This window comes from Paenibacillus sp. p3-SID867, from assembly GCF_025142895.1.
Lineage (GTDB): Bacteria > Bacillota > Bacilli > Paenibacillales > Paenibacillaceae > Paenibacillus_AQ.
The window spans coordinates 41,965-63,804 of the sequence record NZ_JAMBDM010000025.1; the positions used below are offsets into that span (position 1 = coordinate 41,965).

A 21,840-nucleotide genomic window follows, 5' to 3' on the forward strand; every position below is an offset into this window, starting at 1 on the left:
TCTTTGTTCCCTGTTCTTTTGGAGGAATGACTTGTGTCTAATGATAAAGGATTACAGGATGCACACATCAAGATTGGCACCAAACAAACGATGAAGGCCGTTGAATCCGGTTTGGCTACAGAGGTATATGTGGCTGAAGATTGCGACCAACGTTTGATTTCAAAAGTCGTATCCGAGTGTGATAAGAATGGCGTGCATATCAATTATGTACCCACGATGATAGAGCTTGGAGAAGCATGCGGTATTGAAGTTGGTGCAGCTATGGTAGCTGTCTTGAAATCATGATTTGAGAAATCGTTTTTGTTGGAGAAGACGTTACTTCTCTCGGCAAAAACTTTTCATTTGTTCTTTTATGAACCGCCTGGGTCTGTGGACTTAAACGGGGTTTGTAATCGAATGATAAATACGGGAAGGGGGTGGCTAGCATGCCAACAATTAACCAACTGGTTCGCAAGGGCCGTCAAGCTAAAGTTTACAAATCGAAATCTCCAGCTCTTCAAAAAGGTTTTAACGCTTTGAAACGTGAGGAGACCGACTTGAGCGCTCCGCAAAAACGCGGTGTATGCACTCGTGTAGGCACAATGACGCCGAAAAAACCGAACTCCGCACTTCGTAAATATGCTCGTGTTCGCTTGACGAACCGCATTGAGGTGACGGCTTACATTCCGGGTATCGGACATAACTTGCAAGAGCACAGTGTTGTATTGGTTCGCGGTGGACGGGTAAAAGACCTTCCGGGTGTACGTTACCATATCGTTCGCGGCGCACTTGATACCGCTGGTGTAAACAACCGGATGCAAGCTCGTTCCAAATACGGCACGAAGCGTCCTAAAGCAAAAAGCTAATTGATGCTCATGTTTTTGTAACATGACTCATGACTGAAGAAAGGGGGATATCCATGCCACGCAAAGGTCCAGTTACTAAAAGAGACGTGCTTCCAGATCCAGTGTACAACAGCAAGCTGGTAACTCGTCTGATCAACCGCATCATGTTGGATGGTAAAAGAGGTGTTGCTCAAAGCATCCTTTACAACTCATTCAACATCATCAAGGAACGTACAGGCAATGATCCGATGGAAGTGTTTGAAGCAGCTATCAAGAACATCATGCCAGTATTGGAAGTTAAAGCTCGTCGTGTCGGCGGTGCAAACTACCAGGTTCCGATCGAAGTTAAACCAGAGAGACGTACATCCCTTGGATTACGTTGGCTCGTAAACTACTCCCGCAACCGCGGCGAGAAGACGATGGAAGAGCGTTTGGCGGCTGAGATTATCGATGCTTCCAACAACACAGGCGCTTCCGTTAAGAAACGCGAAGATACACACAAAATGGCTGAAGCGAACAAAGCGTTTGCTCACTACCGTTGGTAGGATTCAGCAACTAATTAATACTTCTAATTTTGAAGGGAGACTATTCGCATGGCGACAAGAGAGTTCTCCTTGAAAAATACACGTAATATCGGGATCATGGCGCATATTGACGCTGGTAAAACGACCACTACAGAGCGGATTTTGTTCTATACAGGCCGTACGCACAAAATCGGGGAAGTTCACGAGGGTGCAGCTACAATGGACTGGATGGAGCAGGAGCAGGAGCGCGGTATCACGATTACATCCGCTGCGACTACCGCTTCTTGGAAGGGTCATCGCGTTAATATTATCGACACCCCGGGGCACGTTGACTTCACAGTAGAAGTTGAACGTTCCCTTCGTGTATTGGATGGGGCAGTAGGTGTATTCAGTGCGAAAGAGGGCGTTGAACCTCAGTCGGAGACTGTTTGGAGACAAGCAGACCGTTATGGAGTTCCGCGGATCGCATACGTAAACAAAATGGATATTATCGGTGCCGACTACTTGAACGTAGTTAAAGATATGAGAGAGCGTCTGCAAGCGAATGCGGTAGCGATTCAGCTTCCAATCGGTGCAGAGAATGATTTCATTGGCATCATCGATATTATCGAGGAAAAAGCTTTTATGTATAAGGATGACCTCGGTCAAAATATCGAAGAAACCGAAATTCCAGCAGAATTCAAGGATCAAGTGGAAGAGCTTCGCAACGAGCTTGTTGAGAAGGTAGCAGAACTTGATGAAGACTTGACAATGAAATATCTTGAAGGTGAAGAAATCACCATTGCTGAGTTGAAAGCTGCTCTGCGTAAAGGTGTTGTCGAAGTTAAGATCTTCCCGGTTATCTGTGGTTCTTCTTATCGTAACAAAGGCGTTCAGCTGATGCTTGATGCCGTAATCGATTATTTGCCGGCTCCAACTGACGTTCCAGACATCAAGGGTACCCTTGAAGATGGAACTGAAGCTATCCGTCATTCCTCCGATGAAGAGCCGTTCTCGGCTTTGGCATTCAAAATCGCTACGGACCCTTATGTTGGTAAGCTGACTTTCTTCCGCGTATACTCCGGTGTACTGCAATCCGGCTCTTACGTACTGAATGCAACTAAAGGTAAGCGCGAGCGTATCGGTCGTATCCTTCAAATGCATGCGAACAGCCGTCAAGAAATTTCCGAAGTATTCGCCGGAGATATCGCAGCTGCCGTAGGTTTGAAAGATACGGGTACAGGTGATACACTATGTGATGAGAAAAATCCGGTTATCCTGGAGTCCATGAACTTCCCTGATCCGGTTATCGAAATCGCAGTAGAACCTAAGACAAAAGCTGACCAAGATAAAATGGGTGTGGCTCTCGGTAAGTTGACGGAAGAGGATCCAACTCTTCGTGCGCATACTGATGAAGAAACAGGCCAAACGATCCTGGCAGGTATGGGTGAGCTTCACTTGGACATCATCATCGACCGTATGCGTCGTGAGTTCAAGGTAGAAACTAACGTGGGTAAACCACAAGTAGCTTACCGCGAAACATTCCGTGCTCCAGCTCGCGTTGAAGGTAAATTCGTTCGTCAGTCCGGTGGTCGTGGACAATACGGTCACGTATGGGTTGAGTTCGAACCTCTGGAACCAGGTAGCGGTAACCAATTCGAGAGCAAAGTTGTCGGTGGTTCGGTACCAAGAGAATATATTGGTCCAGCACAACAAGGTATTGAAGAGCAAATGAAGAACGGTGTACTCGCCGGCTTCCCGCTTGTTGACGTTAAAGCAACAATCGTCGACGGTTCTTACCATGATGTTGACTCCAATGAAATGGCGTTTAAAATCGCCGGTTCCATGGCTCTGAAAGCAGCTAAAGACAAGTGTAAGCCTGTCCTGCTTGAGCCAATCATGAAAGTTGAAGTTACCGTGCCTGAGGAATACATGGGCGACGTAATGGGTATGCTGAACTCCCGCCGTGGACGTATCGAAGGTATGGACTCCCGTGGTGGTACTCAAATTATCCGTGCGAAAGTACCTCTTTCCGAAATGTTCGGTTACTCCACTACCCTTCGCTCCGGTACACAAGGACGCGGTGTGTTCTCCATGGAACTCTCCCATTACGAAGAAGTTCCTAAGAATATCTCCGATGAAATTGTGTCCAAGATCAAAGGCGGAGAGTAATAACGTTTTACCTGCTGGATAGGAGGCGGGACCAACATCCCGTTAACTCCGCTTCCGGCCTAACATATATATCCCCTTAAGGAGGAATTGTTCAAATGGCAAAGGCTAAATACGAACGTACGAAACCCCATGTTAACATCGGTACTATCGGTCACGTTGACCATGGTAAAACAACTTTGACAGCTGCAATCACATCTGTATTGTCCAAAACTTACGGTGGTGCTGCAATGTCTTTCGACCAAATCGACAAGGCTCCAGAAGAGCGCGAGCGCGGTATCACAATTTCGACTTCCCACGTTGAATACGAAACTGATACTCGTCACTATGCACACGTTGACTGCCCAGGTCACGCTGACTATGTTAAAAACATGATCACTGGTGCTGCTCAAATGGACGGAGCAATCCTGGTTGTATCCGCAGCTGACGGCCCAATGCCGCAAACTCGCGAGCACATCCTGTTGTCCCGCCAAGTAGGCGTTCCTTACATCGTTGTATTCTTGAACAAATGCGACATGGTTGAAGACGAAGAGCTCCTGGAATTGGTTGAAATGGAAGTTCGCGACCTTCTGAGCGAGTATGACTTCCCAGGCGACGACACTCCGATCACTCGTGGTTCCGCTCGTGAAGCTCTGCAAAACCCAGATGGCGAATGGGCACAAAAAATCGTTGAAATGTTCAAAACAATCGACGAGTACATCCCATTGCCAGAGCGCGACACTGACAAGCCTTTCTTGATGCCTGTCGAGGACGTATTCTCCATCACTGGTCGTGGTACCGTTGCTACAGGTCGTGTAGAGCGTGGTACGATCAAAGTTGGTGACGAGATCGAAATCGTTGGTATCGCTGAAGAAACTAAGAAATCCGTTGTTACGGGCGTAGAAATGTTCCGTAAATTGCTGGATTCCGCTCAAGCTGGTGACAACATCGGCGCATTGCTTCGTGGTGTTGAACGTACTCAAATCGAGCGCGGTCAAGTACTTGCTAAGCCCGCTTCTGTTAAGCCACACACTGAGTTCACAGCTCAAGTATACGTACTGAGCAAAGAAGAAGGCGGACGTCATAAGCCTTTCTTCACTGGCTACCGTCCACAGTTCTACTTCCGTACAACGGACGTAACTGGTGTGATCAACTTGCCAGAAGGTTCCGAAATGGTTATGCCTGGTGATAACATCACTGTAACGGTTAACCTGATCAACCCAATCGCGATTGAAGAAGGAACTAAGTTCTCCATTCGTGAAGGCGGCCGTACCGTAGGTGCTGGTTCCGTTGCTAGCATCATTAAGTAATTAAGGCTTACGAACAGCCTTGAATATAGCAACAGTGTATTGTAACGAGTAACAATGTGTTGTCCTGATATAAGAGTCTGGTCCTTTGGATCAGGCTCTTTTCCTTTTTGAGGTCAGTCCGAGTAACCCGATTACAATATCCAAATGGATGTTAGCTACTTAGATTCGGAACAATCTATTATATAGAAGAGATAACTCGGTACAATATGATATGCTGAAGCGACGGAATCTATTAACCAAGTCCTGCAACTTTCGGTTAATGATGCAAATGCATATTAATTATGAATTAGTGCTTGCAATACGCCTATCTTTTATATATAATAGTGAATGTTGTTCTGCGACGTTGCGATGATGCGAGAGGTTACCGACACACCCGGCCCCTTTGCCATGAGGCAGGTGGTTGGAAAATTTTCGCGGAGTATGTCCGATACCAAATTGGGCGATAGAAGGAGGGAATAAAATGGCAAAGCAAAAAATTCGTATTCGCTTGAAAGCATACGACCACAGAGTTCTTGATCAATCCGCTGAGAAAATTGTTGAGACAGCAAAACGTTCGGGTGCTGGTGTATCCGGTCCGATCCCGCTGCCAACTGAGAAACAAGTAATTACCATTCTCCGTGCGGTGCACAAGTATAAGGATTCTCGGGAACAGTTCGAAATGCGTACACATAAACGCTTGATCGACATCGTGAACCCGACTCCACAAACTGTGGATGCCTTGATGCGCTTGGACCTGCCGTCCGGTGTAGATATCGAAATCAAACTGTAAGCATTGCATAATGAATTAGAGAAGAGAAAAGAGGTGTCAACATGAAAGGTATCTTAGGTAGAAAGCTCGGAATGACTCAAGTGTTTACCCCTGAGGGTGTTGTAATTCCTGTAACGGTTATCGAAGCAGGTCCTTGTGTTGTTCTTCAAAAGAAAGATCTGGAAAACGACGGATACGAAGCGATTCAAGTCGGTTTCTCTGATAAGAAAGAGAACAGATCTAACAAACCAGAAGCAGGCCATGCGAAAAAAGCAAACACTGCGCCTAAGCGCTACGTTCGCGAAATTCGCGGTGTTGACCTCGCGAGTGTCGAGGTTGGACAAGAGCTGAAGGCTGATGTCTTCGCAGAAGGCGAATTTGTTGACGTAACGGGTATTTCCAAGGGTAAAGGTTTCCAAGGTGTAATCAAGCGTTGGGGCCAAAGCCGCGGACCAATGTCTCACGGTTCCCGTTATCACCGTAGACCAGGTTCCATGGGTTCGATCCAGGCAAACCGTGTTCCTAAAGGAAAGCGTCTGCCAGGTCACATGGGCAATGAGACAGTTACGATTCAAAAGCTCGAAGTTGTTAAAGTCGATGCAGAGCGTAACGTAATCCTTGTAAAAGGCTCCATTCCTGGACCAAAAAAAGGTTTCGTTCAAATCAAAGAAACGGTGAAGAAATAATCGCCTAAAGAAAGGAGGAACAAACAATGCCTAAAGTAGCACTTTATAATGTCAGCGGTAGCCAAGTTGGCGAAGTAGAATTGAATGAAGCTGTATTCGGCATCGAGCCGAACGCACACGTATTGCACAGCGCAGTATTGTTGCAGCGCGCTTCGCTTCGTCGTGGTACCCACAAAGTAAAAGGACGTTCTGAAGTACGCGGCGGCGGACGTAAGCCTTGGAAACAAAAAGGTACTGGCCGTGCTCGTCAAGGTTCGATCCGTTCTCCACAATGGAAAGGCGGCGGTGTGGTATTTGGACCAACTCCGCGCAGCTACACATTTAAACTTCCTAAGAAAGTTCGTCGTTTGGCTATCAAATCCGCATTGTCTTCCAAAGTGATTGACAACGCGATTATCGTATTGGATCAATTGACGCTGAATGCGCCAAAAACAAAAGAGTTTGCTAACATTCTTAGCAACCTGAAAGTTGGCCGTAAAGCTCTGATCGTTGCTCCAAGCTATGATGATAATGTAGCCCTTTCCGCTCGTAATATTCCTGGTGTGAAATTCGTAGCGGCTGACGGCATTAATGTTCTTGACGTACTGTCGTACGATCAACTGATCATTACGAAGGAAGCAGTTCAGAAGGTAGAGGAGGTGCTCGCGTAATGAAAGACCCACGCGATATAATCAAGCGCCCGGTGATCACGGAACGTACGGCTGACTACATGGCAGAGCTGAAATATGCTTTTGAAGTGGATATCCGTGCTAACAAGACCGAGATCAAGCAAGCTGTCGAATCTATTTTTAAAGTTAAAGTATCGAACGTGAATACGATGCGTGTTCCTGCTAAACCAAAGCGTTATGGCCGTTATTCCGGTTACACAACCGAATGGAAAAAGGCAATCGTGACTTTGGCTCCAGACAGCAAACCGCTCGAGTTCTTTGAATCGGTTGAATAAGAATTTCTTAAGTAAGGAGGGAAAATTCAGTGCCTATTAAAAAGTATAAACCGACATCCCCGGCTCGACGCAACATGTCCGTGTCGACTTTCGAAGAAATCACCACGAATCAGCCGGAAAAATCGCTCTTGGCTCCGCTGAGCAAAACAGCTGGCCGTAACAACCAAGGTAAAATTACGGTTCGTCACCATGGCGGCGGACATAAGCGTAAATACCGTATCATTGACTTCAAACGGAATAAAGACGGCATTCCAGGTCGCGTTGCTACAATCGAATACGACCCGAACCGTACTTCCAACATCGCTCTGATTCACTATGTAGATGGTGAAAAGCGTTATATCATCGCTCCTAAAGGTCTGAAAGTTGGAGACCAAGTAGTATCTGGAGTAGGTGCTGACATCAAGATCGGTAACGCACTTCCACTGGAAAACATTCCGGTAGGTACCGTTATCCATAACATCGAGTTGAAACCAGGTAAAGGCGGACAATTGGTTCGTGCTGCTGGTACAGAAGCTCAGCTTCTCGGTAAAGAAGATAAGTACGTAACTGTTCGTCTTTCTTCCGGTGAAGTTCGTCGCATCCTGAAAGTTTGCCGTGCAACTATCGGTTCTGTGGGTAACCAAGACCATGAGTTGATCAAAATCGGTAAAGCGGGTCGTAGCCGCTGGCTTGGACAACGTCCTGAAGTACGTGGTGTCGTCATGAACCCTAACGATCACCCTCACGGTGGTGGTGAAGGCCGCGCTCCAATCGGACGTAAATCGCCTATGTCTCCATGGGGTAAACCAACCCTTGGTTACAAAACACGTAAAAAAGGTAAAGCTTCTGACAAATATATCGTTCGCCGCCGCACGAAGTAATGCGCGATTGTGCATAACTTCGTGACAGGCTCGAAGGTAACGAGACAATTTGGTGAAGGGAGGATTTCAATATGAGCCGTAGTTTGAAAAAAGGACCTTTTATTGACGGATATCTGCTCAAAAAAGTGGAGGACATGAACGCCGCAAGCAAAAAGGCTGTGATCAAAACCTGGTCCCGCCGCTCCACTATTTTCCCGCAATTTATCGGTCACACGTTCGGAGTATACGATGGCCGTAAACATGTACCTGTATATGTAACAGAGGACATGGTAGGACACAAGTTGGGTGAGTTCGCTCCAACTCGTACTTACAAAGGTCATGAAGATGATAAGAAAACAAGAAGATAATTAATGAAGCTCTTTGTTTGAGAGGAGGTTAAACATATGGAAGCAAAAGCACATGCTAGATCGATTCGTATTGCTCCTCGTAAAGCTCAACTCGTTGTTGACTTGATCCGCGGTAAGCAAGTTGGCGAAGCGATCGCTATTCTTCGTCACACTCCGAAAGCTGCATCTCCGGTTGTTGAGAAGCTTTTGAACTCGGCTATCGCTAACGCTGAGCATAACTACTCTTTGGATGTAACTAAATTGGTTGTGACGCAAGCTTATGTCAACCAGGGACCGACTATGAAACGTTTCCGCCCGCGTGCGATGGGACGTGCAAGCCGGATCAATAAACGCACCAGCCACATTACTTTGGTGGTAGCTGAAAAATAAGGAGGGAAAACGTGTGGGCCAAAAGGTAAATCCAGTAGGACTCCGTATCGGTATTATCCGTGATTGGGAATCCAAATGGTATGCAGGCAAAGACTTCGGTGATCTTTTGCTGGAAGACGTGAAAATCCGTGAATACCTGAAAAATAAATTGAAAGACTCCGCTGTATCCCGTATCGAAATCGAGAGAGCGGCTAATCGTGTGAACGTGACGATCCACACTGCGAAGCCAGGTATGGTTATCGGTAAAGGTGGTTCCGAAGTAGAAGTACTGCGCGGACAAGTGACTAAAATTGCCGGCGGTAAAAAAGTTCACATCAACATTTCTGAAATCAAAAACCCTGAACTGGACGCTATTCTTGTTGCTGAAAGCATTGCACAACAGCTGGAACGTCGTGTATCTTTCCGTCGTGCGCTGAAACAAGCGATTCAAAGAACTATGCGCTCTGGAGCAAAAGGGATTAAAACATCGGTCAGCGGACGTCTTGGCGGAGCCGAGATTGCTCGTACGGAAGGCTACAGTGAAGGAACTGTTCCACTTCATACGCTTCGTGCAGACATCGACTATGGTACAGCAGAAGCGCATACGACTTACGGCCGTATCGGCGTGAAAGTATGGATCTATCGTGGAGAGGTTCTTCCTACGGCTAAGAAACAAGCTGCTCAGGAAGGAGGCAACTAATCATGTTGGTACCAAAACGTGTAAAACACCGCAAACAACAGCGCGGCCATATGAGAGGTCAAGCTAAAGGCGGTACTGAACTGAACTTCGGCGAATTCGGTCTGCAAGCTACAGAACCAGGCTGGATCACGAACCGTCAGATCGAGGCTGCTCGTATCGCGATGACTCGTTACATTCGTCGTGGCGGTAAAGTATGGATTAAGATTTTCCCAGATAAGCCGATTACTCAAAAGCCTCTCGAAGTGCGGATGGGTAGCGGTAAAGGTAACGTTGAGAAATGGGTTGCCGTTGTAAAACCAGGCAAGATCATGTTTGAACTTGGAGGCGTGTCCGAGGAAATCGCCCGCGAAGCGATGCGTCTCGCCGCTCACAAGCTGCCTGTTAAAACGAAGTTTGTGAAACGAGAAGAAGTGGGTGGTGAAGCAAATGAAAGCTAATGAACTGCGCAACTTAACCACTGCAGAAATCGAGCAAAAAATCGCCGGATTTAAAGAGGAACTCTTTAACCTCCGTTTTCAATTGGCCACAGGCCAGCTTGACAACCCGACTCGGATCCGTGACGTTCGCAAAGAAATAGCTCGTGCTAAAACCGTTATCCGTGAAAGAGAACTTGGGATTAGTTAATGAAACAGAAACTCGCTGTTCTGTATTCAGGAAGGAGGCTAACAAATGAGCGAAGAACGCAATGCTCGTAAAGTGCAAATTGGTAAAGTTGTCAGCGATAAAATGGATAAAACCATTGTTGTAGCTGTTGAAACTTATAAGAAGCATGACTTGTATCACAAACGCATTAAATACACGAAAAAATTTAAAGCGCATGATGAGAACAATCAAGCTCAAATCGGAGATACCGTTAAAATCATGGAAACTCGTCCGCTCTCCAAAGACAAGCGCTGGAGATTGGTAGAAGTGGTTGAAAAAGCGGTTATCATCTAAGATATGATCAGTTTTTGATGGAAGGAGGAAATTTAAATGATTCAACCATTTACACGTTTAGCTGTTGCTGACAACTCCGGTGCGAAGGAACTGATGTGTATCCGCGTATTGGGTGGTACTGGTCGTCGTACAGCTCAAATCGGTGATTTGATCGTATGTTCCGTCAAACAAGCAACACCAGGCGGCGTTGTCAAAAAGGGTGATGTAGTAAGAGCGGTAGTCGTTCGTACGAAACGTTCTGTACGTCGTAAAGACGGATCTTACATCTCATTTGACGAGAATGCAGCTGTTGTTGTTAAAGACGACAGAAGCCCACGCGGAACTCGTATTTTCGGACCAGTTGCTCGCGAACTTCGCGAAAGAGACTACATGAAAATCGTTTCCTTGGCTCCGGAAGTAATCTAATAACACCCCAAAAAGTGACGTAACTTTTCGGGAACCCGATAAATAGTTGAACTGGCTAGTCATAGGAGGTGTAACGAATGCCTAAAGTGAAAAAAGTTCTGGAATCCCATAGCAACAAACTGCACGTGAAAAAAGATGATACAGTTATCGTCATCAGCGGTAAAGACAAAGGCAAAAAAGGCCGTGTCATCGCAGCGTACCCTCGTGAAAATCGTGTTTTGGTTGAAGGTGTGAACATGATTAAGAAGCACCAGAAGCCAAACCAAATGAACCCACAAGGCGGTATCATCGAGAAGGAAGCTCCGATCCATGTATCGAACGTTATGCACGTTGATCCGAAGAGCGGAAAAGTAACCCGTATCGGTTACAAAGTACTGGACAACGGTAAAAAAGTTCGCGTAGCAAAAAGATCCGGAGAAGTTATCGATAAATAAGACGGTTTAGAAAGGAGGTCCTTGAATCATGGCAGCAAGAATGAAAGAACGTTTTTTGAACGAAGTAACTCCTGCTCTGATGCAGAAGTTTAGCTATAAGACAGTAATGCAAGTACCAAAAATCGAGAAGGTTGTCATCAACATGGGTGTAGGTGACGCTGTAGCTAACTCGAAGGTGCTTGATTCCGCTGTGAACGACATGCAGCTGATTGCTGGTCAAAAACCGGTTATCACCCGTGCGAAGAAATCCATCGCGGGATTCAAACTGCGTGAGAACATGCCTATCGGTGTGAAGGTAACACTGCGCGGTGAGCGTATGTACTACTTCCTCGACAAGCTGTTCAACGTTACACTTCCACGTGTACGTGACTTTCAAGGCGTGTCCACCAAAGCATTTGACGGACGCGGTAACTATACGCTCGGTCTGAAAGAGCAACTCATTTTCCCTGAAATTGAGTATGACAAAGTGGATAAAGTTCGCGGTATGGATATCGTTATCGTAACGACTGCCAAAACCGACGAAGAATCCCGTGAACTGCTTGCTCAACTGGGCATGCCTTTCGCGAAATAAGACGGTTGTCCTTTTCTCCGAAACTATTTAGGAGGTGTCAGGCTAAGTGGCAAAAACTTCGATGAAAGTTAAACAACAACGTACACCGAAATACAAAGTACGGGCATATACCCGTTGTGAACGTTGTGGTCGCCCACATTCGGTACTGCAGAAGTTTAAAATTTGCAGAATTTGTTTCCGTGAATTAGCTTATAAAGGCCAGATTCCTGGCGTGAAAAAAGCAAGCTGGTAAGAAGTTTATAAACGGGAAGGAGGTTTATCCTACATGACTATGTCCGATCCAATTGCAGATATGCTAACTCGTATTCGTAACGCGAACACGGTTCGCCACGAAACAGTAGAAATGCCTGCTTCGACGATTAAAAAACAAATCGCTGACATTTTGAAGCGTGAAGGCTTCATCCGTGATGCAGAGTTTGTGGAAGACAATAAACAAGGGATCATTCGTGTATTCCTGAAATATGGTTCCAACAACGAGCGTGTAATCACAGGTCTGAAAAGAATCAGCAAACCAGGTCTTCGCGTTTACACGAAGAGCAACGAAGTACCTCGCGTACTTGGTGGTTTGGGTATTGCGATCATCTCCACGTCTAAGGGAGTTATGACCGACAAAGAAGCTCGTCAATCCAAAGCTGGCGGAGAAGTTCTCTGCTACGTATGGTAATCAACGTCACAAGATAGGAGGTGTAATGAATGTCCCGTATTGGTCGTAAACCAATTGCTATTCCAAACGGTGTGGAAGTCACACTGGATAACACTGTAATCACTGTTAAAGGACCTAAAGGTACCTTGACTCGTGAACTGCATAAAGACATGCAAATTACAGTAGAAAACAACGAGATCAATGTTGTTCGTCCTTCCGACAACAAAACACATCGCTCTCTTCACGGCACGACCCGCAGCGTTGTCTCGAATATGGTCAACGGTGTAACTGAAGGATTCTCGAAAAACCTTGAGTTGGTAGGTGTCGGATACCGTGCAAGCAAATCCGGAGATAAAATCGTTCTGAACGTGGGTTACTCCCACCCAGTTGAAATTACACCGGAGCCAGGTATCGAGTTCGACGTACCGGCAAACACAAAAATCACGGTTCGTGGTATCGATAAAGAGCGCGTAGGTGCATACGCTGCTAAGATTCGTTCCGTACGTGAGCCTGAGCCATACAAAGGTAAAGGTATTAAATACGAAGGTGAACGCATTATCCGTAAGGAAGGTAAAGCTGGTAAGAAGAAATAAGTTAGCTAACCGGGGATTCACCTGGTGGATAACTTACTTCTTCTCCCATACTTACCCGATGCGTCTAAAAGTGAAGCTTTTAAGGCAAAACTGAAGGGAGGAAATGGAAGCATGATCACGAAACAAGACAAGAACAAAGCTCGTCTGAAAAGACACCTGCGTGTCCGTAAGAAAATCCAAGGCACAGCAGAACGTCCACGTCTGAACGTGTTCCGTTCTTCGAAACACATCTATGCTCAATTGATCGACGACGTGGCTGGCGTGACTTTGGCATCAGCTTCTACGCTGGATAAAGAACTGGCTAACGACATCAAGAACGGCGGAAGCGTTGAATCCGCTCGTAAAGTCGGCGAACTCGTTGCAAAACGTGCTGCAGACAAAGGTTACAAAGTGATCGTATTCGATCGTGGTGGATACTTGTATCATGGACGTATTCAAGCACTTGCAGAGGCAGCTCGCGAGGCAGGCCTTGAATTCTAAGATATTTTCAAAAGGAGGTAAACGACTTGCGTGTAGATCCTAACACTTTAGAACTGACTGAAAGAGTAGTAAACATTAACCGCGTTGCTAAAGTTGTAAAAGGCGGACGTCGCTTTAGCTTTAGTGCACTGGTAGTTGTCGGTGATGGCAAAGGTTGGGTAGGAGCAGGTATCGGTAAAGCAGGCGAAGTACCGGATGCAATCCGCAAAGGTATTGAAGATGCTAAGAAAAACCTGATTCACATTCCACTTGTTGGAACAACTATTCCTCACCTCGTAACAGGTCACTTCGGAGCAGGCCGAGTATTGTTGAAGCCGGCATCTGAAGGTACTGGGGTTATCGCTGGCGGACCGGTTCGTGCAGTACTTGAACTGGCTGGCGTAGGCGACATTTTGACAAAATCTCTAGGTTCTTCGAACTCCATGAACATGGTCAATGCGACTTTGGAAGGGTTGTCCCGCCTGAAGCGTGTTGAAGATGTTGCCAAGCTTCGCGGCAAATCCGTCGAAGAGCTGTTGGGTTAAGGAGGGAATCTCATGGCTAAACTTGAAATCACCCTCGTACGCAGCGTGATTGGTCGTCCAGAGGATCAGCGTGCAACCGTGAAAACACTCGGACTTCGCAAAATCAACCATTCCGTGGTTCAAAGCGACAATGCTGCAATTCGCGGAATGATCAAGAAAGTAAATCACCTGGTTTCTGTTAAAGAAATCGAAGGTTAATCCCGGGCAGTTTATTCCCGGACATATTAAGGAGGTGCAACGAACGATGAAGTTACATGAGCTGAGCCCAGCACCTGGATCCCGCAAAGAGCGCAAGCGCGTTGGACGCGGTACTAGTAGCGGCACGGGTAAAACGTCGGGTCGCGGTCACAAAGGACAAAACTCTCGTTCCGGCGGTGGTGTACGTCCAGGCTTCGAAGGTGGACAGAACCCATTGTATCGTCGTCTTCCGAAGCGCGGTTTCGTAAACCCAACTCGGAAAGAGTACGCGATTGTGAACATCGAAGAACTTAACAGCTTTGCAGCAGGTACTGAAGTGACTCCAGAAGTTTTGGTTGAGAGCGGTATTGTTAACAATACAAAGAGCGGAATCAAAATTCTTGGCAACGGTGAAGTTACCGTTTCTTTGACTGTAAAAGCTACTAAGTTTTCTCAATCTGCGGTAGAGAAGATCGAGGCTGCCGGCGGTAAAACCGAGGTGATCTAATGTTTAAGACCCTGAAAAATATATGGCGTGTGGATGACCTTCGCAAGCGTATTTTGTTCACCTTATTCGTTCTGATCATCTTCCGTATTGGATCCTTTGTTCCGGTTCCCGGTGTTAACAAAGAGGTTTTTACCCAGACGAATCAGACAGGCAATGAGTTGTTCGGTCTTCTTAACACGTTCTCGGGGGGCGCACTATCACAGTTTTCGATCTTCGCCCTTTCGATATTTCCATATATTACTGCGTCCATTATCGTACAGTTGCTGTCGATGGACGTCATTCCAAAGTTTGCGGAATGGAACAAACAAGGGGAACACGGGAAGAAACAGTTGGCTCAAATTACTCGTTATGGTACGGTAATATTGGGTTTGATCCAGGCGTTAGCGATGTCTATTGGGTTTAACCGCCTGTATGGCATGGATATGGTGCCTGGAGCAACCACTATCGACTTTATCGTGATCGCAATTGTGCTTACCGCAGGGACATCATTCTTGATGTGGCTCGGTGAACAGATTACGGAACGCGGAATCGGTAACGGTATTTCGATCATTATCTTTGCAGGTATCGCTGCTGGTATCCCGATGCACATTCGGACAACGATCGAATCGAACTTCATTCAGGATGGTCAAGTGTTTATGAACATTCTGAAGGGTGTCATCATCCTGCTGATTTTGGTTCTGATCATTACCGGTGTTGTATTCATTCAGCAAGGTATCCGTAAGATTCCGGTTCAATACGCGAAGCGTGTTGTAGGAAACAAAATGTACGGCGGACAGAATACACACATTCCACTCAAGATTAACGGAGCAGGCGTTATTCCGGTAATCTTTGCGATGTCACTCTTGCAGTTCCCGGTTATCCTTGCCAGCTTCTGGGCTCACCAGAGTTGGGCAAAATGGGTTACGGAGAATCTGGCTTATGACAGCCCGCTTGGAATGGTACTGTATGTGCTCATGATCATTGGTTTCACGTTCTTCTACACCTTCGTGCAGATGAACCCGAACCAAATGGCTGATAATATGAAGAAGAACGGCGGCTATGTTCCGGGCATTCGTCCTGGTAAAGCTACCGAGAAGTATCTGACCCGGGTTATGACCCGTCTGACCATGACAGGAGCTCTGTTCCTGGCCGTGATCTCCGTACTTCCGGTGTTCTTTGGATCACTTGCAGGTCTTCCGCGTACGGTTCAGATTGGTGGTACGTCCCTCTTGATCGTGGTCGGTGTTGCACTGGATACGATGAAGCAGATCGAAAGCCAACTGATCAAACGTCATTACAAAGGTTTTATCAATAAATAGGCGATAGGTTCCGGCGAGTGGTCTGTATCGCTTCCCGGCGCCTATTGTGTTGTTCTTGCTAGTCAATCAAGGGGAGGGAGTGACGTAAGGTGAACATCTTATTCATGGGTCCTCCTGGGGCAGGAAAAGGGACGCAAGCAGAAAACATCGTGAATGAATTCGGTATTCCTCATATTTCAACGGGCGATGCATTTCGTCTCGCGATCAAACAAGGAACTCCCATCGGGATTAAAGCGAAGGAATTCATGGATCAGGGTCTGCTGGTACCGGATGACGTAACGATTGGTATTGTGGAAGAGCGTCTGCAGCAGTCCGATTGCGAAAAAGGTTTTTTATTGGACGGTTTTCCAAGAACCCTTTCGCAAGCGGAAGCGCTGGATGAGATTCTCGCCCGCTTGAATACTGGTCTCGATCATGTCATCAACCTGAAAGTTGATCGGGAAAAGCTTCTGGCTCGCCTTACCGGCCGCCGGATTTGCAAAAACTGTGGTTCGACTTATCATGTGATCTTTAATCCTCCTAAACAGGAAGGCATTTGTGATAAATGCGGCGGCGAATTGTACCAGCGCTCCGATGATAACGAAGAGAGCGTCGGCATTCGTTTAGACGAATATATCAACAAAACAGCACCACTCCTCACGTTTTATGAGAACAAAGGTCTTTTGCGTCAAATCGATGGTGATCAGGAAATCGACGCGGTTTCAACACAAATTGCGTCTATACTGAGAGGTTAAGTATAATGATCATTTGTAAATCCGAAACGGAACTGAGCTTGATGAGAGAAGCAGGAAGGATCGTGGCGGAATGCCACAAACTCCTTGCAGCTCATGTAGAACCGGGCATTACGACCGGGGAACTTGACCTTATGGCCGACAAGTTCATTCGAAGCCAAGGCGCTGTGCCATCTTTTAAAGGCTACAACGGATTTCCTTCCAGCATTTGCGCATCAGTCAACGAAGAATTGGTGCATGGATTTCCAGGCAAACGCAAATTAATCGAGGGCGATATCGTTACGTTTGATATCGGTGCACAGTACCAGGGTTACCATGGTGACTCGGCATGGACCTACGCTGTAGGAGAGATTTCCGAAGAGGCCCAGCGTCTGCTGGACGTAACGGAAGGATCGCTCTATGCTGGACTTGCACTAATCAAACCCGATGTCCGCTTGTTTACAATCTCTCATGCCATACAGCGTCATATCGAGGATGCAGGTTTCTCTGTCGTCCGGGAATACGTTGGTCATGGTGTGGGTACCGATCTGCATGAGGATCCGCAAATTCCGAACTATGGCATCCCTGACCGCGGACCAAGACTCAAACCGGGCATGGTGCTCGCGATTGAGCCGATGGTCAATGCGGGTAAGCGGAACGTCAAGACGCTGGAAGACAACTGGACGGTTGTAACGGTAGACGGCTCACTATGTGCTCACTTCGAGCATACGGTAGCAGTCACGCCGGATGGCATGGAAATTTTGACGAAGCTGCCGGAATAGGGTGATAACATGAATAATGAAGTCACGCTTCAGCCCGGGCAGATTGTTAAGATACTGAAAGGCAGAGATGCCGGACAGTATGCCGTTATCGTTTCGATTGAGGACAGCAGGTTCGTGTGGATCGCGGATGGGGACAAACGCAAGTTTGACGGGGCCAAGAAGAAGAATGTTCTTCATCTTGAACCTCAATCCTACATTAGCAGTGAAGTGGTAAACAGTTTGCAAGAAAGCGGTCGGGTTACAAACGGTAAGCTGCGTTTCGCACTGGACCGGTTTGTATCCGATAAATCCAAGGCAGATCAGAAAGGAGACTAACTGTGGCTAAAGAAGATGTCATTGAAGTCGAAGGAACGGTTATTGAGCCGTTGCCGAATGCTACCTTTAAAGTCGAGCTGGAGAATGGTCATCAAATTCTCGCTCATGTTTCCGGAAAGCTGCGGATGCACTTTATCCGTATCCTTACAGGAGACAAAGTGGTTGTTCAACTCTCGCCGTATGATTTAACCAAAGGTCGTATCACGTACCGTAAATAGATTCAAGGTTCCCCTGGGGAATTAAGGAAAGCTGCGAAGCGGTTTTACTGACGTAAAACTCAGCAGCGGTAACAAACTACTTTAGTTTCGAAGCTGGTTTTACAACGTAAAACTTGGAGGAGGTAATTAGCATGAAGGTAAGACCTTCTGTAAAGCCTATTTGCGAAAAATGCAAAGTCATTCGCCGCAAAGGGAACGTAATGGTTATCTGTGAAAATCCGAAACACAAACAAAAACAAGGTTAAAGAAGGGGGTGTAGCGTAAAATGGCTCGTATAGCTGGTGTGGATTTGCCACGTGACAAACGCGTTGAGATCGCCTTGACTTACATTTTCGGAATCGGTAAAACGACTTCCCAGAAAGTACTGAAAGAAACTGGAATCAATGCAGACACTCGTGTCCGTGATTTGACAGAAGATGAAGTCAGCAAATTGCGCGAAACGATCGATGGTATGGTTAAGGTAGAAGGTGACCTGCGTCGTGAAATTTCCTTAAATATTAAACGTCTCACGGAGATCGGCTGCTACCGCGGTATTCGTCACCGTCGTGGATTGCCTGTTCGTGGTCAACGTACTAAAACGAATGCTCGTACACGTAAAGGTCCTCGTCGTACCGTAGCGAACAAGAAGAAATAAGAAAGGGGGATAATAGACAATGGCTAAACCAAAAAAAGTCGTACGTACTAAACGTCGTGACCGCAAAAATATTGAAAGTGGCGTGGCTCATATCCGCTCCACATTCAACAATACAATCGTAACGATTACGGATCCTCACGGAAACGCGATTTCTTGGGCAAGCTCCGGCGGCCTTGGATTTAAAGGTTCCCGTAAGTCGACCCCGTTCGCTGCGCAAATGGCTGCTGAAACAGCTGCCAAAGCGGCTATGGAACACGGTATGAAAGCGGTGGAAGTAATGGTTAAAGGTCCTGGTGCTGGTCGTGAAGCAGCAATTCGTTCTCTGCAAGCAGCAGGTCTCGAAGTCAACCTGATCAAAGACGTTACACCAATTCCACATAACGGATGCCGCCCACCAAAACGTCGTCGCGTATAATGAAGTCATCCTGTTAATGTGGTATAAATCCGTTGCAATCTGCTAATAATGGTTGTTTAGGCATACTACTACATGGATTACTGGATAAGATGACAGTTTCATATAGGAGCGACGTTTGAAGGAGGGGTACTTGCGTGATTGAAATCGAAAAGCCGAAAATTGAGACCGTTGATGTCAATGAAGATGGAACCTATGGGAAATTCGTTGTTGAGCCTCTGGAGAGAGGGTATGGCACGACGCTGGGGAACTCGCTTCGCCGCATCTTGTTATCCTCACTACCGGGAGCTGCAGTCACATCGATTCAAATCGATGGCGTACTGCATGAATTTTCCACGATTCCGGGTGTCATGGAAGACGTGACCGAGGTCATCCTGAACCTGAAAGCTTTGTCTCTGAAAATTCATTCCGATGAAGAGAAAGTGTTCGAGATTGATGCGGAGGGTGAAGGGGTTGTTACTGCTGGTGACATCCGTGCGGATAGTGATGTGGAGATTCTGAATCCAGATCTTCATATTGCAACGCTCGGCCCTGGTGCAAGATTTCATATGCGTATTTTTGCCAGTCGCGGTCGTGGCTATGTCCAGGCGGATCGGAACAAACGCGATGACCAGCCTATCGGCGTCATTCCCGTCGATTCGATCTATACTCCGATTAGCCGTGTTAACTACGGTGTGGAAAATACGCGTGTTGGTCAAGTAACCAACTACGATAAACTGACGCTTGAAATTTGGACGGATGGCAGCATCCGCCCGGAAGAAGCTGTTAGTCTCGGCGCGAAAATCTTGACTGAGCATCTCTTCCTCTTCGTAGGTCTGACCGACGAAGCGAAGGATGCTGAGATCATGGTTGAGAAAGAAGAAGACAAGAAAGAAAAAGTGCTTGAAATGACGATCGAAGAGCTGGATCTTTCCGTTCGTTCCTACAACTGCTTGAAACGTGCCGGCATTAATACGGTACAAGAGCTGACCACGAAAACCGAAGAGGATATGATGAAAGTCCGGAACCTCGGACGCAAATCCTTGGAGGAAGTACAAGAGAAGCTTGAAGAGTTGGGCCTGGGACTTCGTACGGAAGAATAGCATAGATTCGGCTTAGCTTAGCAAAGGAGGGAAAAACACATGGCATACCAAAAGTTGGGCCGCGATTCCAGTGCGCGTAAAGCGTTGTTCCGTGACCTGGTAACCGACCTTTTCTTATATGAGCGCATTCAAACGACTGAAGCCAAAGCGAAAGAAGTTCGTTCGATCGCTGAGAAGTTGATCACAAAAGCAAAAAAAGGTGATCTTCACGCTCGTCGTCAAGTAGCTGCATTCGTGCGTCGTGAAACAGTAGACGGTGAACAAGATGCAATTCAAAAATTGTTCTCCGAAATCGCTCCTCGTTACTCCGAGCGTCCAGGCGGATACACTCGTATCCTGAAACTGGGACCTCGTCGTGGTGACGCAGCTCCAATGGTTTACTTGGAACTGGTAGATCGCGCGTAATATAGCTTTGTTCCATTGAAGTGACTGTAGTTATGTATGCCCGGCTCTGTAGATGTTTATTCTTGGAGCCATGAACGGGAAGTGGTGCGAGATATAGTCGATCATCTGGTTCGACTCGTCTCGACTACTCCATGGGCAACAATAACGGGGACCTTCTAGTCATGTGGCTGACTCGAAGGGTTCGGCTTAACATGATGAAAAGGAGCTCCTATGGGGCTCTTTTTTTGATGGATGTAGAATGTATAAGTTATCAGCGAAGCTGATGGCACTCTATAATCGAAAGAAAACTTCCGCTATACTCAGGAGGTCAGCAATGCGTAATCTTCTGATGAAGGTCAGTTACGACGGTACCGATTATAACGGCTTTCAGACCCAGCCCGGTGGCCACACGATTCAGGACTATTTGGAGGAAGCGATCCGCCGTTTGTCTGGTGAACAGCTCAAGATTACGGCTTCTGGCCGGACAGATGCTGGGGTGCATGCTCGTGCCCAAGTATTCAATTTCTTCACAGCTTCTCCAATTCCCGTTGAGCGTTGGTGTATGGCATTAAACACCTGGCTGCCGGAAGATATCGTGGTTTCGGATGCGATGGAGGTACCGATGGAATTCCATTCCCGCCACGCAGCGAAACGCAAAACCTATCGTTTTACCATCAATGCAAACCAATATCCGGATCTATTCAATCGGCGGTACCAGATCCATCATCATGGGAAACTGGATATCGCAGCCATGGAGCAGGGACTTTCTCATCTGATCGGAACGCATGACTATACAACGTTTGCGTCACGGAAGTCGACGAAGCCGTCTCACGTTCGTACTATTTTTGATGCATGGATCGAGAAGGATACGTCCATGTGCCGTCCAGGCACGAGAGATCAAGGAGTCATTCATACGTACGTATCCGGGAACGGGTTTCTGCAGCATATGGTTCGGATCATTATGGGGACGTTGATTGAGGTAGGGGAAGGCAAGCGCCATCCGGATGACATGTTGGTCATACTGGAAGCCAAAAACCGGGCAGCAGCCGGTCCAACAGCCATGGGCAAGGGCCTGATGTTATGGGAAGTGGAGTATGATCTCGCCGGTAAGGATTAACCTTAATGCCGGTCGCTATCAGACCACAGGTATGGCGATCACATAAAGAAGAAAGAAATCGCTTCTGGATGTGATGGGCGACTTGTTAGAATAACACGCATGGTGTAAGGTGGAAAATCAAAAAACACTTGCGGAAGTGGGCGTAATCCTGTATTATATAAGTTGTGTTTTCTTAACGGCTCTCCCACAGCCCCGGTTAA

Annotated in this window: 37 protein-coding genes; all 37 read left to right on the forward strand. The window is 46.9% G+C overall.

All coding sequences use genetic code 11. The annotated features are described in order from the left end of the window. Positions 1-33 precede the first annotated feature (33 nt). The 37 genes from M4D81_RS30855 (at position 34) to truA (ending at position 21,640) form a co-directional block, all read left to right on the forward strand. Positions 34-285, forward strand: a complete 252-nt coding sequence (locus tag M4D81_RS30855) for a ribosomal L7Ae/L30e/S12e/Gadd45 family protein (protein WP_015737626.1) — start codon at positions 34-36, stop codon at positions 283-285. 140 nt (positions 286-425) lie between these two features. Further along, positions 426-845 carry a 30S ribosomal protein S12 gene (gene rpsL, locus M4D81_RS30860; RefSeq protein WP_006212930.1) on the forward strand — a complete coding sequence of 140 codons (420 nt, stop codon included), beginning with the start codon at positions 426-428 and terminating at the stop codon, positions 843-845. Between the two features lie 53 nt (positions 846-898). Then, positions 899-1,369, forward strand: coding sequence for a 30S ribosomal protein S7 (gene rpsG / locus M4D81_RS30865; RefSeq protein ID WP_006212929.1), 471 nt, complete (start codon positions 899-901; stop codon positions 1,367-1,369). 48 nt (positions 1,370-1,417) lie between these two features. Continuing rightward, positions 1,418-3,499 carry an elongation factor G gene (fusA, locus tag M4D81_RS30870; RefSeq protein WP_071221021.1) on the forward strand — a complete coding sequence of 694 codons (2,082 nt, stop codon included), beginning with the start codon at positions 1,418-1,420 and terminating at the stop codon, positions 3,497-3,499. A 95-nt stretch (positions 3,500-3,594) separates the two neighbouring features. Next, positions 3,595-4,785: an elongation factor Tu gene (tuf, locus tag M4D81_RS30875; protein WP_260069231.1), complete on the forward strand. Its 1,191-nt coding sequence runs from the start codon at positions 3,595-3,597 to the stop codon at positions 4,783-4,785. A gap of 460 nt (positions 4,786-5,245) precedes the next feature. Further along, positions 5,246-5,554, forward strand: coding sequence for a 30S ribosomal protein S10 (rpsJ, locus tag M4D81_RS30880; RefSeq protein ID WP_009589214.1), 309 nt, complete (start codon positions 5,246-5,248; stop codon positions 5,552-5,554). A gap of 41 nt (positions 5,555-5,595) precedes the next feature. Beyond that, a complete protein-coding gene (rplC, locus tag M4D81_RS30885; RefSeq protein WP_009589211.1) occupies positions 5,596-6,219 on the forward strand; it encodes a 50S ribosomal protein L3 in 624 nt (207 codons plus the stop codon). A 26-nt stretch (positions 6,220-6,245) separates the two neighbouring features. Then, positions 6,246-6,869: a 50S ribosomal protein L4 gene (gene rplD, locus M4D81_RS30890; RefSeq protein WP_071221019.1), complete on the forward strand. Its 624-nt coding sequence runs from the start codon at positions 6,246-6,248 to the stop codon at positions 6,867-6,869. Next, on the forward strand, positions 6,869-7,162 hold the full coding sequence (gene rplW, locus M4D81_RS30895; protein WP_006212919.1) for a 50S ribosomal protein L23: 294 nt from the start codon (positions 6,869-6,871) through the stop codon (positions 7,160-7,162). The genes rplD and rplW overlap by 1 nt, the downstream gene beginning before the upstream one ends. 29 nt (positions 7,163-7,191) lie before the next feature. Further along, complete coding sequence (gene rplB, locus M4D81_RS30900; RefSeq protein ID WP_006212918.1) at positions 7,192-8,022, forward strand: 50S ribosomal protein L2; 831 nt, start codon at positions 7,192-7,194, stop codon at positions 8,020-8,022. A gap of 71 nt (positions 8,023-8,093) precedes the next feature. Next, complete coding sequence (gene rpsS / locus M4D81_RS30905) at positions 8,094-8,369, forward strand: 30S ribosomal protein S19 (RefSeq protein WP_006212917.1); 276 nt, start codon at positions 8,094-8,096, stop codon at positions 8,367-8,369. A 36-nt stretch (positions 8,370-8,405) separates the two neighbouring features. After that, complete coding sequence (rplV, locus tag M4D81_RS30910; RefSeq protein WP_015737624.1) at positions 8,406-8,738, forward strand: 50S ribosomal protein L22; 333 nt, start codon at positions 8,406-8,408, stop codon at positions 8,736-8,738. A 13-nt stretch (positions 8,739-8,751) separates the two neighbouring features. Beyond that, entirely contained in the window at positions 8,752-9,417 is a 666-nt protein-coding gene (rpsC, locus tag M4D81_RS30915; RefSeq protein ID WP_006212915.1) for a 30S ribosomal protein S3, read from the forward strand. 2 nt (positions 9,418-9,419) lie between these two features. Then, the gene (rplP, locus tag M4D81_RS30920; protein ID WP_009589221.1) at positions 9,420-9,854 is read left to right on the forward strand and encodes a 50S ribosomal protein L16; all 435 of its coding nucleotides are present in this window, start codon (positions 9,420-9,422) and stop codon (positions 9,852-9,854) included. Further along, positions 9,844-10,041, forward strand: coding sequence for a 50S ribosomal protein L29 (gene rpmC / locus M4D81_RS30925; protein ID WP_007132561.1), 198 nt, complete (start codon positions 9,844-9,846; stop codon positions 10,039-10,041). Before rplP ends, rpmC begins: the two co-directional genes overlap by 11 nt. A gap of 45 nt (positions 10,042-10,086) precedes the next feature. Next, the gene (gene rpsQ / locus M4D81_RS30930; RefSeq protein WP_009589223.1) at positions 10,087-10,353 is read left to right on the forward strand and encodes a 30S ribosomal protein S17; all 267 of its coding nucleotides are present in this window, start codon (positions 10,087-10,089) and stop codon (positions 10,351-10,353) included. A 36-nt stretch (positions 10,354-10,389) separates the two neighbouring features. Next, positions 10,390-10,758, forward strand: coding sequence for a 50S ribosomal protein L14 (gene rplN, locus M4D81_RS30935; protein WP_006212911.1), 369 nt, complete (start codon positions 10,390-10,392; stop codon positions 10,756-10,758). 77 nt (positions 10,759-10,835) lie between these two features. Next, the gene (rplX, locus tag M4D81_RS30940; protein WP_006212910.1) at positions 10,836-11,192 is read left to right on the forward strand and encodes a 50S ribosomal protein L24; all 357 of its coding nucleotides are present in this window, start codon (positions 10,836-10,838) and stop codon (positions 11,190-11,192) included. A gap of 28 nt (positions 11,193-11,220) precedes the next feature. Next, complete coding sequence (rplE, locus tag M4D81_RS30945; RefSeq protein ID WP_007132558.1) at positions 11,221-11,763, forward strand: 50S ribosomal protein L5; 543 nt, start codon at positions 11,221-11,223, stop codon at positions 11,761-11,763. Positions 11,764-11,809: 46 nt separating this feature from the next. Continuing rightward, positions 11,810-11,995 (forward strand): type Z 30S ribosomal protein S14, encoded by a 186-nt coding sequence (locus M4D81_RS30950; protein ID WP_074961883.1) that lies wholly within the window; start codon positions 11,810-11,812, stop codon positions 11,993-11,995. Positions 11,996-12,028: 33 nt separating this feature from the next. After that, positions 12,029-12,427, forward strand: coding sequence for a 30S ribosomal protein S8 (gene rpsH, locus M4D81_RS30955; protein WP_006212908.1), 399 nt, complete (start codon positions 12,029-12,031; stop codon positions 12,425-12,427). A 29-nt stretch (positions 12,428-12,456) separates the two neighbouring features. Further along, the gene (rplF, locus tag M4D81_RS30960) at positions 12,457-12,999 is read left to right on the forward strand and encodes a 50S ribosomal protein L6 (protein ID WP_071221018.1); all 543 of its coding nucleotides are present in this window, start codon (positions 12,457-12,459) and stop codon (positions 12,997-12,999) included. A gap of 111 nt (positions 13,000-13,110) precedes the next feature. Beyond that, entirely contained in the window at positions 13,111-13,479 is a 369-nt protein-coding gene (gene rplR / locus M4D81_RS30965; protein ID WP_071221017.1) for a 50S ribosomal protein L18, read from the forward strand. A gap of 26 nt (positions 13,480-13,505) precedes the next feature. Further along, positions 13,506-14,003 (forward strand): 30S ribosomal protein S5, encoded by a 498-nt coding sequence (gene rpsE, locus M4D81_RS30970; protein ID WP_009589212.1) that lies wholly within the window; start codon positions 13,506-13,508, stop codon positions 14,001-14,003. A gap of 12 nt (positions 14,004-14,015) precedes the next feature. After that, a complete protein-coding gene (gene rpmD, locus M4D81_RS30975; protein ID WP_006212904.1) occupies positions 14,016-14,201 on the forward strand; it encodes a 50S ribosomal protein L30 in 186 nt (61 codons plus the stop codon). Positions 14,202-14,247: 46 nt separating this feature from the next. Beyond that, complete coding sequence (gene rplO / locus M4D81_RS30980; protein ID WP_071221016.1) at positions 14,248-14,688, forward strand: 50S ribosomal protein L15; 441 nt, start codon at positions 14,248-14,250, stop codon at positions 14,686-14,688. Further along, positions 14,688-15,986, forward strand: coding sequence for a preprotein translocase subunit SecY (gene secY, locus M4D81_RS30985; RefSeq protein ID WP_071221015.1), 1,299 nt, complete (start codon positions 14,688-14,690; stop codon positions 15,984-15,986). The genes rplO and secY overlap by 1 nt, the downstream gene beginning before the upstream one ends. A gap of 89 nt (positions 15,987-16,075) precedes the next feature. Beyond that, a complete protein-coding gene (locus M4D81_RS30990) occupies positions 16,076-16,720 on the forward strand; it encodes an adenylate kinase (RefSeq protein ID WP_071221014.1) in 645 nt (214 codons plus the stop codon). A 5-nt stretch (positions 16,721-16,725) separates the two neighbouring features. Further along, a complete protein-coding gene (gene map, locus M4D81_RS30995; protein WP_006212900.1) occupies positions 16,726-17,478 on the forward strand; it encodes a type I methionyl aminopeptidase in 753 nt (250 codons plus the stop codon). A 9-nt stretch (positions 17,479-17,487) separates the two neighbouring features. After that, entirely contained in the window at positions 17,488-17,793 is a 306-nt protein-coding gene (locus tag M4D81_RS31000; RefSeq protein ID WP_113061149.1) for a KOW domain-containing RNA-binding protein, read from the forward strand. 2 nt (positions 17,794-17,795) lie between these two features. Beyond that, the gene (infA, locus tag M4D81_RS31005; RefSeq protein ID WP_006212898.1) at positions 17,796-18,011 is read left to right on the forward strand and encodes a translation initiation factor IF-1; all 216 of its coding nucleotides are present in this window, start codon (positions 17,796-17,798) and stop codon (positions 18,009-18,011) included. A 131-nt stretch (positions 18,012-18,142) separates the two neighbouring features. Then, positions 18,143-18,256: a 50S ribosomal protein L36 gene (rpmJ, locus tag M4D81_RS31010; protein WP_003333770.1), complete on the forward strand. Its 114-nt coding sequence runs from the start codon at positions 18,143-18,145 to the stop codon at positions 18,254-18,256. Between the two features lie 20 nt (positions 18,257-18,276). Beyond that, the gene (gene rpsM, locus M4D81_RS31015; protein WP_006212897.1) at positions 18,277-18,645 is read left to right on the forward strand and encodes a 30S ribosomal protein S13; all 369 of its coding nucleotides are present in this window, start codon (positions 18,277-18,279) and stop codon (positions 18,643-18,645) included. A gap of 19 nt (positions 18,646-18,664) precedes the next feature. Continuing rightward, the gene (gene rpsK, locus M4D81_RS31020) at positions 18,665-19,060 is read left to right on the forward strand and encodes a 30S ribosomal protein S11 (protein ID WP_009589209.1); all 396 of its coding nucleotides are present in this window, start codon (positions 18,665-18,667) and stop codon (positions 19,058-19,060) included. 134 nt (positions 19,061-19,194) lie between these two features. Beyond that, on the forward strand, positions 19,195-20,139 hold the full coding sequence (locus M4D81_RS31025; RefSeq protein WP_260069232.1) for a DNA-directed RNA polymerase subunit alpha: 945 nt from the start codon (positions 19,195-19,197) through the stop codon (positions 20,137-20,139). A 39-nt stretch (positions 20,140-20,178) separates the two neighbouring features. After that, entirely contained in the window at positions 20,179-20,544 is a 366-nt protein-coding gene (rplQ, locus tag M4D81_RS31030) for a 50S ribosomal protein L17 (RefSeq protein ID WP_071221011.1), read from the forward strand. A 313-nt stretch (positions 20,545-20,857) separates the two neighbouring features. Further along, positions 20,858-21,640 carry a tRNA pseudouridine(38-40) synthase TruA gene (gene truA, locus M4D81_RS31035; RefSeq protein WP_260069233.1) on the forward strand — a complete coding sequence of 261 codons (783 nt, stop codon included), beginning with the start codon at positions 20,858-20,860 and terminating at the stop codon, positions 21,638-21,640. Positions 21,641-21,840 lie beyond the last annotated feature (200 nt).